Below are 15,653 nucleotides of genomic sequence, written 5' to 3' on the forward strand. Positions count from 1 at the left end.
CCAAAAGCCACATCAGATCCGCAGCTTGTGCGAATTCGCGCGCACGAAGTCGATGAAGGCCCGCAGCTTCGGCGGTACCAGGCGGCGGCTCGGATAATAGAGATGAAGCGGTTCGTAAGCTGGACAGAAAGGCTCCAGCACCTTGACCAGCGCGCCTGAGGCGAGAAGCTGCGCGGCGAGGCCCCCGACCGCGAAGGCGAGGCCAAGCCCTTGCGCGGCGGCGGTAATGCACAGCGGAAGCGTGTTCACGACCAGACATGCGTCCGGCGTGAATGCGACTTCGCGTCCCTCTACGGTGAACTCCCAGGGCGAAATCGAGCGGGTGCGGGTGAGGGCGAATGCGATGCAGCGATGGGCAGCGAGGTCGGCCGGCCGCTTCGGTGTGCCGTTGCGCGCCAGATAGTCGGGGCTGCCCACCACGACCATCTGCAGGGGCCCGCCCAGGCGCGCGCCTATCATGTCTTTCTCGAGAAGCTCGCCGATGCGCAGGCCGGCGTCGAAGCCCTCGGCGGCGATGTCGACGAAGCTGTCGTCGAAGATCAGGCTAAGCCGCACTTCCGGATAAGCATCCATGAACGGCCGCATCAGCGGTTCGATCAGCAGCGGCGCGGCGATCCAGGGCAGGCTGAGGCGCAGCGTGCCGGCGGGACGGTCGCGGGCTTCGCGCAGTGCCGCACCAGCCGCCCGGATATCCTCGGCTGCCGGGCGCACATGGTCGAGGTATTGGGCGCCAGCTTCTGTCAAGCCAACGCTGCGGGTCGTCCGGTTGAGCAGCCGCACCCCCAGACGCTCCTCGAGCCCCTTGACCGCCTCGCTCAACGAGGCCGGAGCGACGCCGAGCTCGGCCGCGGCGCGGGTGAAGCTTCTGGCCTCCGCAACTTTTACGAAGGCGACGATGCCGCTGAACTGGTCGAGGCGCATTGTAAGGTTTTTCCAAATAGCCCTGTCGAACTCTACTGGTTTTTCCGGTGAACAAAAGGCGTCATGTTGGGTCCGACGAACGGATCTCGCTATTGCGAGGACCCGAACGGGGCACGGAGACAGGACCGATGACCAGGCTCGCTTTACTCGCCACCGGCGCTCTTCTGGCGGTGTCTGCCGCCCCGGCGGACGCCGGGCCGCTGGAGGACAGCAACATCCAGCTCATCAAGGACTATTACGCAGCTTACGCGACCGGCAATCCCGAGGCCGTGCGGTCCTTCCTCGCGCCCGACATCGTGTGGCGCATTCCCGGTCATCATCCGCTCGCCGGGGACAAGCGCGGGCCGGACGAGGTGGTCGCCTTTTTCCGCGGCCTGGCCGAGGGCAAATTCAAGGCGGAACCGATCTTCTTCCAGGCGCAGGGCAACCTCGTCGTCGACGTCCATCGCGGCCGGTCGAATGTCGGCTCAGGTCCCGAGATTGACCAGTTCTACGCGCTGATGTTCCGCATCAAGGACGGCAAGATCGCCGAGGCACAGAATTTTTTGACCGACATGTACCAGTCGGACGCCTTCTACTGGGCGCATTACCCGCTGAAGCCACTGCCCGGCCGACTGGCTGGCGAGCGCTGAGACGACGGTCTTTCTCGCAACGCGCCGCGCTTCTCACTCCAAGCCAAAGGAGACTTGCGATGCTTAAAACCCTGACACTTGCCGTAGCAATCACCGCCGCGCTCGCCGCCTCCAATGCCGTCGCCGCACCGCGCGTCGAGCGCGTCACATTCTCCTCGCATGGTGAGCAGCTCGTCGGCGAACTCTATCTGCCAGAGGATATAGACACGGCGAAACCTCGGCCCGCGCTGGTGGTGACCGGTGCCTGGATGACGGTGAAGGAACAGATGCCAGCCCGCTACGCCCGCGAGATGGCCGATCGTGGCTTCGTCGCCTTGACCTTCGATTTTCGTGGGTGGGGCGAAAGCGGCGGCATACGTCGCCAGTACGAGGACCCGAACGCCAAGACCGCCGACATCGAAGCAGCCGTCGCCTATCTCGCGAGCCGGCCCGAGGCCGACAAGGAGCACATCGGCGGGCTCGGCATTTGCGCCAGCTCCGGTTACATGGTCACCGCTGCGGCCGAAAACGCTGCGATCAAGTCGGTCGCCCTCGTTGCGCCCTGGTTGCAGGATGCCGAAGTGGTCGAGCAGACCTATGGCGGCAAGGAAGGCATCGCCAGGCTTGAGGCCGCAGGCGACGCGGCCAAGGCAGCGTATCGCCGCACCGGCAGACAGGCGTTCCTGCCGGCCGCTAGCCTGACCGAAGAGCGCGCAATCATGTTCAAGGTGCCTTACTACACCGAACCCGATCGCGGCATGATCCCGGCCTGGCGCAACGAGGCCGATCCGGCCTTTTGGCGCGGCTGGCTGAGGTTTGACGCCATCCAGGCTGCCCCGCGCCTGCACCAGCCCTTTCTGATGGTGCATAGCGAGGCGGCAGCCATTCCGCAGGGTGCGCACAAGTTTTACGCGCGGCTGACCAGTTCCAAACAGGAGCTGTGGCTCGACAACGTCACCCAATTCGATTTCTACGATCGTGCCGCGCCGGTGAAGGCCGCGAGCGACGCCGTCGCCGCGCACTTCCGCGCGACGCTGGGCAGTGCGGGGGGGCGGAACAATGAGCTTCGTCACCCGTCGGCATGTCCTGGTCGCGGCGCTTTCCGCTGCGACGGTTTCCGCCGTCTCGGCGCCCACGTCGAGCGCATCGGGAGATGCGCTGACGGTCGAAGACAGGATCGCAATCGCCGAGGCAGTGGCCGGGATCGGCCTCTATGCCGATCTGCGTGAGTGGAACCGGGTCAGATCCTATCTCGCGGCCCGTGTCACGACCGACTATACCAGCCTCTTCGGCGGCGAGGTCACGACCGGCGGCCGCGACGCGCTGATCGCGCAGTGGCAAGGACTGCTGCCGGGCTTCGACGCCACCCAGCACCTCATCACCAACATCACCGTCGAAGGCGCGGGCAATGACGCGGTCGCACGCAGCCATGTCCGCGCCGCCCACTGGATCGACGGGCGGTTCTGGACGGTCGGTGGCAGCTATCTCCACCGGCTGGTGCGGACGCCGGAAGGTTGGCGCGTCAACGCCATTGCCATCCATCGGTTGTACGAGGAGGGGGATCGCGCCGTGCTGGCCGCCGCTGCCGACCGGGTAAAGGCGGAGGCCAAATGAGTGTTCGGGTTTGCGCATGCCCAGTCGCGCGGCGAGGTTGCTCGGAGCATCGGCAACGTGAATATTTGATCGAAATGTCGGGCAGGCTTGGCGCATGCGGCATTAGTGCCGCCAACCGCGGAGACAGGACATGACCCTTTCATTGCACGAGGTTTCGGATCGGCTCGAGATCGAACAGCTGCTTGTTCGCTATTGCTACGCGGTAGACGATCGCGACTGGGACGCCTATCGCAAAATATTCACACCTGATGCTGTGCTTGACGACACTGTAACAGGTGGAATCAGGAGCAGTGTGGATGAGCATGTTGCTTACATAAAAGGCGCCCTTTCGAAGATATTGATCTCGCAGCACGCCATTTCGACAATCCTTCTGGATCTCCGAGAGGATGAGGCCAGCGCGCGCGTGCATTGTTCATGCCCGATGGAGGTCGACCTCGGCGAAGGCAAAAGGCAGGTCTTCTTCCAAGGGCTGTGGTATCGCGACCGCGTCGTACGCACGTCCGAGGGCTGGCGCATAAGTGAACTTGTCGAGGAAGGCTATTGGAATCACAATTTGCCGGAGGGGTTCGCGTTCTGACGTCTGTTACGCGCTGTGCTGGATCCGCCACGGACTCCGTCTTCAGACGTGGCAGCTACTGGCGCAACACGGTGTTCTTGGTACCTTCTTCGACCTGGTCGATGACCAGCAGCTTGACCGGATCGGCGCCGACATTGGTCGCCTGATGCCATTGCCCGATCATCTCGATGATGAAATCACCTGTTTGATAGGTGTTGCTCTTGCCGGTCTCGACGTTGGTGACCTGAAGCGTGCCGGCCTCGACATAGGCATAGCGCGGAAACGGATGCTTGTGGACCGGCAAGGTCGCGCCCGGCGCGATCTGATAGGCCGAGACCAGGACCTGCACGTTCTTCTGCGGCAGCGTAATCGGCTGGCCGGACGCGGTCTCGGTGCGAGAGGCAAGTGGGGTCACCACGACCGGCGTGCCGCTGGCATCCAGCGCCTGGGCCCTATTTGCAAACAGTGCAGCCGCGAGCAGCAGCGTCAATGCCAAGATTTTTCGCATGATTCCCCCCGAGCTGCGTCAGCATTGCGCAGCACGCATTGGCGCGCAAGCTGTCTGTTCAGGAGCGCCTATCCCGCTCTTCTAAACATGCCCGGCGTCATGCCATGCATGGCCCGGAATGTACGGGAAAGATGGCTCTGGTCGGCGAAACCTGCCGCGATAGCGGCGTCGGCGAGGCCAAATCCCCGTTCGATCAGCGCGCTCGCCCGGCGCAATCGCCGGTCGCGGATGTAGGCCGCCGGCGTCAGGCCGATTGTCTTGTTGAAGTCGCGGATGACCTGGAACCGGGTCACGCCAGCCACGCCGGCAAGCCGCTTGAGGTCGAGCTGCGAGCCAAGCTCGCTTTCGACAAAATCGCGGTAGAGCGAAAATCTTCGCTGTGATCTGGAGCTTTCGAGCTCCTCGGGGCGCCCGCTCCAGTCGCCATGCCGAACGATCAGCCGTCGCAATGCCACGAGCAGGGACGTCTCGGCCCTCATTGTGTCCGGGGATGTCGAGCCCTGGTGTGCTGCCTTCAATGCTGCGGCGAGACTGCTGTCTTCGATGCTCGCGCGCGAAAATACCGGAGCGCCGTCGCGGCCGAGTTCGCGGGCAAGCGCGGTCATCAGTGGCACCGAGGGATAAAACGTCCGGTAAGCCCAGCCTTCGTCCGCCCCGCGTTCGCCGTCATGCCACTCCTCGGGATTGACCACGGCAATGGTGCCTGCCGGAGCGAGAACGCTTTGGCGGCCGATGCGTATCCGCTCGCAGCCGGAGGTGATCAGGGCGATCACGTAGGTCGGGTGCGTGTGCAGTTCGTAGCGGTGCCGGGTGAAGCGCGCCTCGAACAGGCCAAGGTCGGGGAAGCATGGATGGCGCCAGTATTTCCCGGTCTCTGCCGCTTGGTTTGTCCTTGCCATGGTCAATCCGGTTCAAGACGCTTCTCGTCCGGCCTTCTATGGCTGGCAGGATCAAACCGCGCCGCCTTTGCCGGCGTGAAAGGAGGCATGATGCTGCATAATGACCCCATCGCCGCGCTGACACCAGAGGTCATAGGCTGGCGGCACCATATCCATGCCAATCCGGAGCTCGGATTCAATGAATACGAAACGGCGCGTTTCGTTGCAGAGAAACTGCGCTCCTTCGGCGTCGACGAGGTGCATGAAGGGATCGGCGGCACCGGCGTCGTCGGTGTTCTGCGCAGCGGTGGCGGCACACGCGCCATCGGCCTTCGCGCCGAGCTCGACGCGCTTCCGGTGCTGGAGAAAACCGGCTTGGCCTATGCTTCTAGGCGAGAGGGCGTGATGCACGCCTGCGGCCATGACGGCCACACTGCCATGCTGCTCGGCGCCGCCAAACTGCTCAGCGAGGCGCGCACCTTCGACGGCGCCGTCACTTTCATCTTCCAGCCAGCCGAGGAGAACGAGGGTGGCAGCATGCGCATGATCGAGGATGGCCTGTTCAAGCGCTTTCCAGTCGAGGCGGTCTATGCGGTCCACAACTGGCCGGGCGTCAGGCTGGGAACGATCGCCGCCTGCGCTGGTGCGCAAATGGCGGCCGTCGATAATTTCGAACTGACCTTCGAGGGTCTTGGCGCGCATGCCGCGATGCCGCAGCTCGGCGACGACCCGATCCTGGCCGCCGGCGCCTTCGTGCAAGCCGTCCAGCGCATCGTCAGCCGCACGGTCGACCCGCAAAGCGCGCTTGTCGTCAGCCTCACGCAGATCCATGGCGGCAATGTCGGCAACATCGTGCCGGGCAAGGTCTGGCTGCAAGGCACCTGCCGCTTCTTCGAGCCCGGACTTTCCGACCACTGCGAGAGGCTGATCGGGGAGATCGCACAAGGCATTGCCGCCGCGCATTCGCTCAACGCCAGGCTCGACTACAGGAAGGGCTATCCGCCGCTGATCAACACCGCGGACGCGACGGCCCATGCCGTCGAGGCCGCCGCCTCCGCCGTCGGCCGGGAGAATGTCTTGACCGAGTTCAGCCCCAGTCTCGGCTGCGAGGATTTCGCTTTCATGATCCGCGAGGCGAGCGGCTGTTATGCGTGGATCGGTGCCGGCGAGGTCGGCCCGGGCGAAGGCCTGCACGGCGACCGCTACATCTTCAACGACGAGATCGTGCCGACGGTGATGCGCTATTACGTCAACCTCGTCGAGCAGACGCTTCCGCAGGCCGGTCCTCCTACAGCAGTTTTTCCGGCGTGATCGGCAACTCCCGGATCCGCTTGCCTGTGGCGTCGAAGACGGCGTTGGCAACCGCGGCGGCAACGCCGGTGGCGCCGAGCTCGCCGATGCCTTTGCCGCCGATCGGGCTGGCATGCTCGTCTACCTCGTCGACGAAATGGATTATGACATCGCCGGGAATGTCGGCGTTGACCGGAATGGCGACTCCGGAAAGGTTCTTCGACAGGAACCGCCCAAGCACTGGTTCGTGCCTGCTCTGCTCCATTGCCGCCATGCCCCAGCCCCAGATGATGCCGCCCGTCATCTGGCTGTGTGCGGTGCGGGGATTGACGATGCGGCCGGCGCTGTAGCTGCCAACGGCGCGACGAAGCCTGAGCAGGCCGAGCCCCGGATCGACACCGACCTCCACGAAAATCACGCCGAAAGTGCGCATGGCGAGGCCTTTGCCATGCTGCGCCGGATCGAACGAGCCGGAGCCGATGATCTCGCCGATGTCGGTATGGCTCATAACATCGGCGATCGTCTGGCCGCCGGCAGCGCCTCTGCGGCGAATCTTGCCGTCCTGCATCTCCACCTCGTCCGGCAGCAGATTGGCGAGACGGGCAAGCTGCGAACGCGCATCTTCGGCAGCTGCGAGCACCGCCGAGCCCACTCCCATGGTCGATGATGAGCCATAAGTCGGTCCCGCCTCCGGCAGCTCTGTATCGCCCATTTCCAATTCGATCTTCTCCATCGGCAGGCCCAGCACGTCGGCTGCGATCTGCGGAAAGATGGTGAGTGTTCCGGTTCCGATGTCTTGGGTGCCGGTGCGGATGAGCACCGTGCCGTCCCTGTGCAGCCTGACCTCGGCTGCAGGCGTCGGGTGGCGGAAACAGCCCATGCTGCAGGTCGCCATGCCGTAGCCGATCAGCCAATCGCCGTCGCGTTGTGGCTGGCGCGGGCGCTCGCGCCAGCCGAACAGGCGGGCGCCTTCCTCATAAGCCTCGCGCAGCTTCTTCGATGACCAGGGCTGGCCGGTGGCCGGATCCGTGTCCGCATGGTTGATCAGACGCAGGTCGAGCGGATCGATGCCGAGACCGTGGGCGAGCTCGTCCATCGCGCTTTCGAGGGCCCAGGTGCCGGGACCCTCGACCGGGGCGCGCAGCGCCGTCGGCATGGCGACGTTCGCGCGCTCGACGCGCTGGCTGAGACGCATGGCCGGCGTGGCGTAGAGACCCTTCGAGGCTTCAGTGGCGAACTCGACGAAATCGTCGCTCACGGTGGTCAGGTTGACCACGTCCTGTTGCACGGCGGTCAGCTTGCCCGACCTGTCCGCCGCCAGCACGATCTTCTGTGCCATGCGCGGCTGGTAGCCGAGACAGGAATAGGCATTGGCGCGGCTGAGCGCCAGCCGGACCGGGCGCTGCATGATGCGCGCCGCGGCGGCGGCCAGCACCTGATGCGGCCAGATCCAACCCTTGCCGCCGAAGCCGCCGCCGGTATGGCGGGAAATCACGCGGACCTTCTCGGCCGGGACATTCAAACGGGCGGCAAGCACCTGGCGGACACCATAGACGTGCTGCGTGGCGTCGTGCAGCGTCAGCTCTCCGTCGTTCCACTCAGCGAGCGTCGCCGAGGGCTCCATGGCGTTGTGATGGCGCGACGGCTGCAGGTAGACGGCTTCGACCGTGGCGGCCGCGTCGCTAAGCCCGCGGTCGACCTCGCCCTTCGTAAACGTCGGCTCCAGGAACAGGAAGCCGCTCTCCCTCGGCACGACCGCAGCCTTGTCGATTGCCGTCCACTCCGGCGGTGCCGGCAATTCCGGCTCGGCGAACTCGTAGCGCAATGCGACGCGGCGGGCGCCGGCTTCCGCCGCCTCCAGCGTCTCGCCCAGCACAATGGCAAGCGGCTGGCCCTCGTGACGTATCTCGTTGCTCTGCATGGGCATGAAGCTCTGCGCCGCCGGCGGACCTTCGGCCTGCTGCATCTGCGTATCGGGCTCGGCCCTCGGCGATGCGAACCGGCCGAATTTGGGCATGTCCTCATGCGTGAGCACACGCACGACGCCTTCCTCGGCGAGCGCATCGTCGACGACGATCGACGTCACGCGGCCGGCGGGAACTGGCGCGGTCACCAGCACTGCATGGAGCAGATCGGGAGCAAAATAGTCGGCCGCATAGCGGGCGCGGCCGGTAACCTTGACGCCGCCGTCAGGGCGGGCAACAGGCTGGCTGATCATCATGACGGCATCCTCGCTGCTTTTTCGATCGCCCGCAAAGCGGCGGTCTTGGCCAGTTCGATCTTGTAGGCATTCTGCGACAAGGGACGCGCTTCGGCGAAGGATTGCTCGATGGCGGTGCTCAACGCCTCGCGATCGCCGAGTTCGGCACCGGCGAGCTGCTCCTCGGCGGCGCTCAGCCGCCACGGCCGTAGCGCGACGGATCCCAGCGCCAGGGCAGCCCGACGGATGGTTTGACCGTCCATCTCCAGCACCGCGGCGGCGGAGACGATGGCATATTCGTAGGATTCGCGCTCGCGCACCTTGAGGTAGGCCGATCGCGGCGCCGGCGCCGGCAGCTCGATTGCCGTGATCAGTTCGCCTTGCTGCAACACATTGTCCGCCTCGGGCCGCGTGTCGGGAAGCAGGTGGAATTCGGCTGCCGGAATGCGCCGGCCGCCGCTGCGGTGCGCGGTGACGATGACCGCATCGAGTGCTGCCAGCGCCACCGCCGGGTCGGACGGCTGGGTGGCGACGCAATCCTTGGTCCAGCCGAATATTGCGTGATTGTCGTTGATGCCATGCAATGCCGAGCAACCGGAGCCGAGCTGACGCTTGTTGCACGGCAGCTGCTCTTCGGCACGGAAATAGGCACAGCGCGTCTTCTGCAGCAGATTGCCGCCTATCGTTGCGAGATTTCTCAGTTGCGGCGACGCGGCGTTGAGGATCGCCTGGCTCAACACCGGATAGTCGCGCATGACCAGCGCATGCTGCGCTACATCGTTGAGATGCGTCAGGGCGCCGATCGTCAAGCCGCCGCCGGGCAGTGCCTCGATCTGATCCAGCCCGTCGAGGCGGGAGATATCGATGATCCGCGTCGGCCCCGCAATTCCAAGGCGCAGCCAGTTGAGCAATTCGGTGCCGCCGGCGAGAAAGGCGCTGTCCGGCGCGGCACCTGCCGCGATCGTTTCGCCCAGGCTATCGGCACGCGCATAGACGAACGGGGTCATTGGCTCGCCCTCCCGGCCGCTGCGCGCACCGCCTCGACGATTTGCGGATAGGCCGAGCAGCGGCACAGATTGCCGCTCATCCACTCGCGGATCTCGGCATCGGAGCCGGTATGTCCCTCCTCTATCAACGCCGCCGCCGACATCACCTGGCCGGGCGTGCAGAATCCGCACTGGAAACCATCATGATCGATGAACGCCTGCTGCACGGGATGAAGCGCGTCGCCGTCTGCCAGGCCTTCGATCGTCGTGACCTCGCGTCCCTCCACGGACACGGCGAGTATCATGCAGGCATTCACACGCCGTCCGTCGAGATGCACGGTGCAGGCGCCGCACTCGCCGAAATTGCATCCCTTCTTCGTTCCGGTCAGATGAAGCCGCTCGCGCAGCAGGTCGAGCAGCGTGACGCGAGGATCGAGATCGGAAAGGCTGTGGTCCTCTCCGTTCACCCGCAACCGCAATAGGTGCCGATCGTGGAAGTCCATGGGGTTACCTCGAAGCACATGCCGTACTCGCCGCAAGGACTCGTCCAGCAAGCAGCCGCCCACCTGTCGAGGCGAAATAGGGCGATCGATTTTAGGGAAAAGGCGCTGTCGTGCGCAGAAAGCAAAAAACGCGCGTTTATGATTTGCGGTGGAAGGGCTTGCACGACCAATGACCGCTCGATCCCCCAACCCTGGAGTAAGGCCTCAGCTGGGTTAACCAGCTTCCCGGCGTCATTTGCCGATATAGGCGGCCAGCTCGTCAGGCGTTCCCATCGGAAAGGCCTGCTTCAGATGGTCAATGAATGCGGAGACGCGGGCGCTCAGCAGCCGCCGAGAGGGATAGAGTGTCCACAGGGCGATGTCGGGTCGATCGAGATCCCCCCAATGTACCAGCGTTCCGTCCGCCAGATCATGGCTCACCAGCGACACCGGCAGGCGTGCCGCGCCGACGCCCGCCCGCACCGCATCCCGGACCATGATGAGTGACGACAGCGCAAGGACCGGCTCGATCGCGATTGTTGACCGGCCAGCGGGCGTCTTCACGTCCCAAGCCCTTCGATCGGTTGTCGAACGCATGACGGCCGGGGTCGCCAGACCCTCCGCCGGCCGGGCGAGGTGAGGACTTGCCACGACCACCAGTCGATCACGCAGAAAGGCTCGCCCGACGAGGCTCTCATCCGGATCCGGGTTGACCCGGATCACCAGATCAAATCCCTCTTCGATCATGTCGACGGCGCGGTCTTCCGTCGTGACCTCGAGCCTTACCTCCGGGTATTTCAGGGCGAAGCCGGCAGCGATCTTCCCCATCGCGGTCTGTGAGAACAGCACTGGGGCGCTGATCCGCAACCTGCCTCGCGGCCTTTCGCCGCCTGAGGCGATTGCCGCCGCGGTCTCTTCGAGCTCGGACAGCAACCGGCCGGCGCGCTCGAAAAGCGCACGTCCTTCTTCCGTCAGCTTCAACGCGCGCGCGCCGCGCTCAAACAGCCGTAAGTCGAGACTCGCCTCCAGCTCCGCCACGCGTCGGGACAAGGTGGCCTTCGGGCGCCCGGCAGCACGCGCGGCTTTGCCGAAGCCCCCATGGCGGGCGACCAGATTGAAATCAGCAAGGGCAAGTAGATCCATGTGTTCCACCAGTGAGACGGTGTGTCCAGATATAACGCCTACCGGCACAAATGTGGATCACTAATTTTCTGGGATGCCATCCGGCTCAACTCAGGAGTAACCCCATGACCATTCTCGTTACCGGCGCGACCGGCAATGTCGGCCGCAACGTAGTCGAACAGCTCGTGAAGCGTGGCGCCAATGTGCGCGCTTTGGTTCGCGATCCATCCAAAGCCGACTTCCCCGCTGGCGTAGATGTCGTGCAGGGCGACCTGCTCGACGTCGATTCCCTGCGCAAGGCGTTCTCCGGCGTCTCCACCCTTTTCCTGCTGAACGCGGTGGTGGCCGACGAATACACCCAGGCTCTCGTAACGCTTGCCGTTGCCCGCGAGGCCGGCATCGAGCGGATCGTCTACCTGTCGGTGATCCACAGCGACCTCTACGTCAACGTGCCGCATTTTGCGGGCAAGTTCGGCGTCGAGCGGATGATCGAGCAGATGGGGCTCAACGCCACCATCCTGCGGCCCGCCTACTTCATGAACAACGACATCACGATCAAGGACGTGGTGACCGGCTACGGCATCTATCCGATGCCGATCGGAGCCAAGGGTGTCGCCATGATCGACGCGCGGGACATCGGCGAGATCGCTGCGATCGAACTCATCCGCCGCGAGCAGGCCGCCGCGCCGCTGCCGTTCGACCGCATCAACCTGGTCGGCCCCGACACGCTGACCGGCGCGGATGTCGCGGCCATCTGGACAGACGTCCTGGGACGCAAGATCGCGTATCCGGGCGACGACACCGCCGGGTTCGAGCAGAACCTGCGACAGTTCATGCCGAGCTGGATGGCGCTCGACATGCGCCTGATGGCGGAGCGCTTCCTCACGGACGGCATGGTCCCCGATGCCGGCGATGTCGATCGGCTGACCGCGCTGCTGGGCCGGCCGTTGCGCTCCTATCGCGACTATGCGGCCGCAATTGCCGGCTGAGTCCCCATCACCGACCTTCTGTCCAGGAGACACATCATGATCTACTCGAGCGCTACCGTTCCGGTGAATCCCGGCGGCGAGACCAGGCTGACCCGTGCGCAGATATGGCAAGGCCTCGAACTCAAGGCGCGCGACGCCAGACTGTTCCTGCCCGCAGGCCTCTGCACCCGTTGCGACGTCGTGGAGGAGAGCGCGACCCACTTCGTGCGCGAAGCTACGCTCGCCGGTGCTGATCTGCGCGAGATCGTCACGCTCGAGCCGGAAAGCAAGGTCACCTTCTTCCAGGCGACCGGTCCGCGCGAAGGGGCGGAGATCGCCTTCGCAAAGCCAGTCCGTCAAACAATCAGCCCGATACCCTCTCCAGCACCCTCGAAACCTGCTTCGCTGTCCATCGGCCGCGCCCCGTGACGCTGAATAGCGGCGAACCCAAAGGCTCCCCAACGCAACGTACCCCGACTACGCGCGTTCTAGTGAATGGGAGGGCGCCATAGCCGATCTGACGGGGGTGGCCTGATGATAAATCGGAGCAACAGGGATGGCAAAGTTTAAAGAAGCCCTTGAGCGCGGGAAGGAAGCTCGCCGTCAGCAGGAGAAGCCCGTCGGCGGCGCGGAGATGGGGAAGCGAGATGCCCCCATGGCGGACTTCAGCGAGCAAGCAAAGGCCTGGCTAAACGACGTCGTGATTGCATCGCTGGAGGCGGCCAAGGCTGACGTGGCAGGCGAGGTGGCTGTCGACATAGACACCGCGCCACGCCGGCAGGTCAAAGCTTTAACCCCGTCGATTCGTTTCCAGATCTACAGGAAGCGAGAATTGGAGAAGGCGCCTAGAAGAACCTTTACGGTCAACGTTAAGGTGAGCGGGGCGGTGTCCGTATCTTCGCCGGGGATGGTGACCAAAGATGTGGGAAACATAGGGGATAGGTCCGACCTACGGGTCCGCACCTTAATAGCCGACCTGATCGAGGACGCTGCCAAGGGTACATAGCAAGGCTGTGCCCACCAGCGCCGTAAGGGAAACGGAGGGGGGTACGTACGGGGGCCTCGCGCGAGCCAGTTATCCGATCACCCCTTGGGTTTTGTACCAAACATTCCCCGCCCTCTAAGGAACAAATCCGCTTGCGAGGGGGTTCGGCCCTATTAAGCATGTAGGCCTGAACGTGGTCGAAATCGATAAAGCCAGACAGGAAGTTGTTGCCGAAGTTGTGCGGCGGTGGATCACTTCAGAGGTAATCCGCAATTACCTTCGCGCCATGCTAAATCTGCCTGTAGAACAGGAGCTGCCGGCTGAGCAAAAGCATTTGCTGCAGGAACTTGATCGGGCCGACAAAGAGTGGCTGCATGGCGCTCCATTGGTTCTCCCCGCCGGTCCCTGTAAGGACCGAGGGTCGCGGTTCGACGCGCAAGGTCAGCAACGCTGAAGCAGCCGCTGAGGAACTCCTGAAGTGGACCAACCATGGCCTTCAGTGGGACCTCGCGGTGCGCGTTTGCATCGCCGTGATTTCCGACCAGATGGCACCCGAGGAGGCCCGCAAGGCATTCCTGGCTGCCGCTAAGGAGCAGGGGACGTTAGTCCCTCCATAAGGTGGAGGCCCGCCGCTCGTGAGAAAGGCGACGGACCCAGCACGCGGCTGCATCCACGAAGAATCGACCGCTGCGATTTCTAAACTACTGAGCGCCTGCGTTGTTCCATTATTGCGGGCTACAACTGGGTTGGTCGGCAGGCTCGTCCCGCTCTAGATTCCCCTCATGGCAACCCATTGGTTCGTCCCTCCTGTGTTCGTAAGGACTGCGTCCGGTGATAGGCATGGCTGCAACAATGCGAGGGCAGCCCTTGAGCAGCTAAAGACGTGGACCCGGAGAGGACCTTGCTGGCACAAGGCGGTGACCCTCTGCCTGTCGGCTGTGGAGGGCGATCCGATTGACCCTCACGTGATACGAAAGGCATTTGAGGCTGCCGCTAAGGAGGCCAAGATGTATCTCTCCCCTGAGTAGTAGGTGTCATGGCTACCCATTGGTTCTCCCCTCCGGTCAACGTCAAGACCGTAAGCATCCGGTAGGGCGTTCCCGGAACTGGATGCGGCAGACAGGCGCCGCGCGGCGATCGGAAGCTTTGCGGCGATGGTGGGGGCAGTGATCCTCGCCCGGGCGATTGACGACCCAGCGTTTTCCGATGAGGTGCTGGAACAGACACGTTCCTGGGTTGATGCCGGGATCAACCAAGTGTCAGCTAGTTAGCCCCGGCAGACCTGTTGTGCTGATTTATGAGACGGGACTTGTTCCCGACGATGTCGCTCGTTCCCCGGCCAGCATTGCAGTCTGGGCGCGCCGCGGCTGGTTCTAGCGCGCCTTAGCGTACAAAAGGCGGTGGCTCCCCGGGACCGACGAAGCAGCGAAATACGAGTTCGCCATAGCGCTCCACCGACACGCGCAACAGCCGCATCAAGTGCGAAAACGTGATCGTGACCGCGCAGAAGCACTACGCCTTGCAGGTGGGCGGCCGCCATCGCTCCGGGATCGCGCCGTTGCTCTGGCGCGAGAGCGCGGCGAGGTGCGGACCCGCGATCTCACCGACATCGGTATCCCACGGTGCTATCTCTCCCGGATGCGCGAGGAAGGGCTGCTCGTGAAGGTCGGCTATGGCCGGTGTTGAGCCACTGCGTTGAAGGCGGCCTGACCTTCAGGCCGGGCCGAATGCGCCATAGGATCGCGCCGCTTCGATGACCTCCCAATCCGGCCTTCGCGGAGGCGTCGATTGGGCGCAGGTTACGGCCGCCCTCGTGCCGTCCTTCAGAAGGCCGCTTGACCCGTCGGGTCTTGGGCCAGAAGCAGTCATCCGTCGTCAGTCATGAAGTGGCCGCTATGCCGAAAGCGGACTGGCGGCTCATACGAAGCCGGGAGCCTTCACTTGGGCTTGGTCCAGGCACCGATTTCCGATCGCCCCACCAATGTTCCGCCGGGATAAGCAGCTCGCGTTGGACAGTCCGTGGACGCTCTGTCGCCCAGTTGTACGTCACAGTGCGCGCGCTTGACCAGCTGACGTTGCCCCCAGTTTCTATCCAGTTTTGAGTTCGTTTCCGGCGTGGGTTGTGCCCTGCTGGGCCGGTGAAGCGACGGGCGCTGGCGCGGAGCCTTTGGCATAGCGCAGCGCGAGCGACCGTCGCGGATTAAAGGTGCTGGCGAACTCGGCCGGGGTCTGCCAGGCGATTTGGGAGTGCGGCCGCGCGGTGTTGTAGTCGGCGTGCCACAGGGCGATGGCGACGCGCGCCTGAGCCAGCGAGGTAAACAGCGTCTCGTTGAGCAGTTCATCGCGCAATCGGCCGTTGAAGCTCTCGATGAAGCCATTCTGCATCGGCTTGCCGGGCGCAATGTAATGCCATTCGACGCGGTTCTGATCCGCCCAGGAGAGGATGGCGTTCGAGGTGAACTCGCTGCCATTGTCGCTGACGATCATCCTCGGCCGGCCGCGCTCGGTGATGAGCCGGTCCAATTCGCGGGC

The 15,653-nt window shown here is 64.1% G+C and carries 19 protein-coding genes and 2 pseudogenes; 13 read left to right on the forward strand and 8 right to left on the reverse strand.

The genetic code is table 11. From position 1 onward, the window contains the following. Window positions 1-12: 12 nt before the first annotated feature. Window positions 13-921, reverse strand: coding sequence for a LysR family transcriptional regulator (locus NKH21_RS13140; protein WP_352865435.1), 909 nt, complete (start codon window positions 919-921; stop codon window positions 13-15). A 128-nt stretch (window positions 922-1,049) separates the two neighbouring features. Between NKH21_RS13140 and NKH21_RS13145 the strand changes: the two genes are divergently transcribed. The 4 genes from NKH21_RS13145 (at window position 1,050) to NKH21_RS13160 (ending at window position 3,723) form a co-directional block, all read left to right on the forward strand. Then, window positions 1,050-1,553, forward strand: a complete 504-nt coding sequence (locus NKH21_RS13145) for a nuclear transport factor 2 family protein (protein WP_352865438.1) — start codon at window positions 1,050-1,052, stop codon at window positions 1,551-1,553. A 59-nt stretch (window positions 1,554-1,612) separates the two neighbouring features. Then, window positions 1,613-2,761, forward strand: a complete 1,149-nt coding sequence (locus NKH21_RS13150; protein ID WP_352865440.1) for an alpha/beta hydrolase — start codon at window positions 1,613-1,615, stop codon at window positions 2,759-2,761. Continuing rightward, window positions 2,727-3,146, forward strand: a complete 420-nt coding sequence (locus tag NKH21_RS13155) for a nuclear transport factor 2 family protein (protein ID WP_352865442.1) — start codon at window positions 2,727-2,729, stop codon at window positions 3,144-3,146. The genes NKH21_RS13150 and NKH21_RS13155 overlap by 35 nt, the downstream gene beginning before the upstream one ends. Before the next feature lie 130 nt (window positions 3,147-3,276). Continuing rightward, window positions 3,277-3,723: a nuclear transport factor 2 family protein gene (locus NKH21_RS13160; protein ID WP_352865445.1), complete on the forward strand. Its 447-nt coding sequence runs from the start codon at window positions 3,277-3,279 to the stop codon at window positions 3,721-3,723. Between the two features lie 55 nt (window positions 3,724-3,778). On the opposite strand, the gene NKH21_RS13165 is transcribed toward NKH21_RS13160, so the two are convergent. Both NKH21_RS13165 and NKH21_RS13170 read right to left on the reverse strand, forming a co-directional pair. Further along, window positions 3,779-4,210, reverse strand: a complete 432-nt coding sequence (locus NKH21_RS13165; RefSeq protein WP_352666025.1) for a cupin domain-containing protein — start codon at window positions 4,208-4,210, stop codon at window positions 3,779-3,781. A gap of 68 nt (window positions 4,211-4,278) precedes the next feature. After that, a complete protein-coding gene (locus NKH21_RS13170; RefSeq protein WP_352865447.1) occupies window positions 4,279-5,109 on the reverse strand; it encodes an AraC family transcriptional regulator in 831 nt (276 codons plus the stop codon). Between the two features lie 90 nt (window positions 5,110-5,199). Here NKH21_RS13170 and NKH21_RS13175 point away from each other — a divergent pair, with 90 nt between their 5' ends. Then, entirely contained in the window at window positions 5,200-6,399 is a 1,200-nt protein-coding gene (locus NKH21_RS13175) for an amidohydrolase (protein WP_352865449.1), read from the forward strand. Here NKH21_RS13175 and NKH21_RS13180 read toward each other — a convergent pair. The 4 genes from NKH21_RS13180 to NKH21_RS13195 all read right to left on the reverse strand — a co-directional run bounded on the left by NKH21_RS13180 (window position 6,377) and on the right by NKH21_RS13195 (window position 11,189). Next, the gene (locus NKH21_RS13180; protein WP_352865451.1) at window positions 6,377-8,599 is read right to left on the reverse strand and encodes a xanthine dehydrogenase family protein molybdopterin-binding subunit; all 2,223 of its coding nucleotides are present in this window, start codon (window positions 8,597-8,599) and stop codon (window positions 6,377-6,379) included. The genes NKH21_RS13175 and NKH21_RS13180 overlap by 23 nt on opposite strands. Then, window positions 8,596-9,585 (reverse strand): FAD binding domain-containing protein, encoded by a 990-nt coding sequence (locus NKH21_RS13185; RefSeq protein WP_352865453.1) that lies wholly within the window; start codon window positions 9,583-9,585, stop codon window positions 8,596-8,598. Before NKH21_RS13185 ends, NKH21_RS13180 begins: the two co-directional genes overlap by 4 nt. Then, window positions 9,582-10,067, reverse strand: coding sequence for a (2Fe-2S)-binding protein (locus tag NKH21_RS13190; protein WP_352865479.1), 486 nt, complete (start codon window positions 10,065-10,067; stop codon window positions 9,582-9,584). Before NKH21_RS13190 ends, NKH21_RS13185 begins: the two co-directional genes overlap by 4 nt. A gap of 231 nt (window positions 10,068-10,298) precedes the next feature. Further along, a complete protein-coding gene (locus NKH21_RS13195) occupies window positions 10,299-11,189 on the reverse strand; it encodes a LysR family transcriptional regulator (protein WP_352865455.1) in 891 nt (296 codons plus the stop codon). 104 nt (window positions 11,190-11,293) lie between these two features. Between NKH21_RS13195 and NKH21_RS13200 the strand changes: the two genes are divergently transcribed. The 8 genes and pseudogenes from NKH21_RS13200 to NKH21_RS13235 all read left to right on the forward strand — a co-directional run bounded on the left by NKH21_RS13200 (window position 11,294) and on the right by NKH21_RS13235 (window position 14,807). After that, window positions 11,294-12,157, forward strand: coding sequence for an SDR family oxidoreductase (locus NKH21_RS13200; RefSeq protein ID WP_352666032.1), 864 nt, complete (start codon window positions 11,294-11,296; stop codon window positions 12,155-12,157). A 36-nt stretch (window positions 12,158-12,193) separates the two neighbouring features. Beyond that, a pseudogene (locus NKH21_RS13205) lies at window positions 12,194-12,472 on the forward strand (AtaL-like protein); the annotation flags it as partial. A 220-nt stretch (window positions 12,473-12,692) separates the two neighbouring features. After that, a complete protein-coding gene (locus tag NKH21_RS13210) occupies window positions 12,693-13,142 on the forward strand; it encodes a hypothetical protein (RefSeq protein ID WP_352666033.1) in 450 nt (149 codons plus the stop codon). Window positions 13,143-13,314: 172 nt separating this feature from the next. Further along, window positions 13,315-13,575, forward strand: coding sequence for a hypothetical protein (locus tag NKH21_RS13215; protein WP_352666086.1), 261 nt, complete (start codon window positions 13,315-13,317; stop codon window positions 13,573-13,575). After that, on the forward strand, window positions 13,496-13,738 hold the full coding sequence (locus tag NKH21_RS13220; RefSeq protein ID WP_352666034.1) for a DUF982 domain-containing protein: 243 nt from the start codon (window positions 13,496-13,498) through the stop codon (window positions 13,736-13,738). The genes NKH21_RS13215 and NKH21_RS13220 overlap by 80 nt, the downstream gene beginning before the upstream one ends. Before the next feature lie 165 nt (window positions 13,739-13,903). After that, window positions 13,904-14,149: a DUF982 domain-containing protein gene (locus NKH21_RS13225; protein ID WP_352468751.1), complete on the forward strand. Its 246-nt coding sequence runs from the start codon at window positions 13,904-13,906 to the stop codon at window positions 14,147-14,149. Between the two features lie 63 nt (window positions 14,150-14,212). After that, window positions 14,213-14,392 (forward strand): annotated as a pseudogene (locus tag NKH21_RS13230) (TetR/AcrR family transcriptional regulator); the annotation flags it as partial. Between the two features lie 208 nt (window positions 14,393-14,600). Continuing rightward, a complete protein-coding gene (locus NKH21_RS13235; protein ID WP_352865459.1) occupies window positions 14,601-14,807 on the forward strand; it encodes a type IV toxin-antitoxin system AbiEi family antitoxin domain-containing protein in 207 nt (68 codons plus the stop codon). Between the two features lie 402 nt (window positions 14,808-15,209). Here NKH21_RS13235 and NKH21_RS13240 read toward each other — a convergent pair. Next, window positions 15,210-15,653: integrase core domain-containing protein (locus NKH21_RS13240; protein ID WP_352865461.1), on the reverse strand; the 444-nt coding region annotated here is incomplete at its 5' end.

Origin of the sequence: Mesorhizobium sp. M1329, from assembly GCF_040318035.1 — a bacterium.
GTDB lineage: Bacteria > Pseudomonadota > Alphaproteobacteria > Rhizobiales > Rhizobiaceae > Mesorhizobium.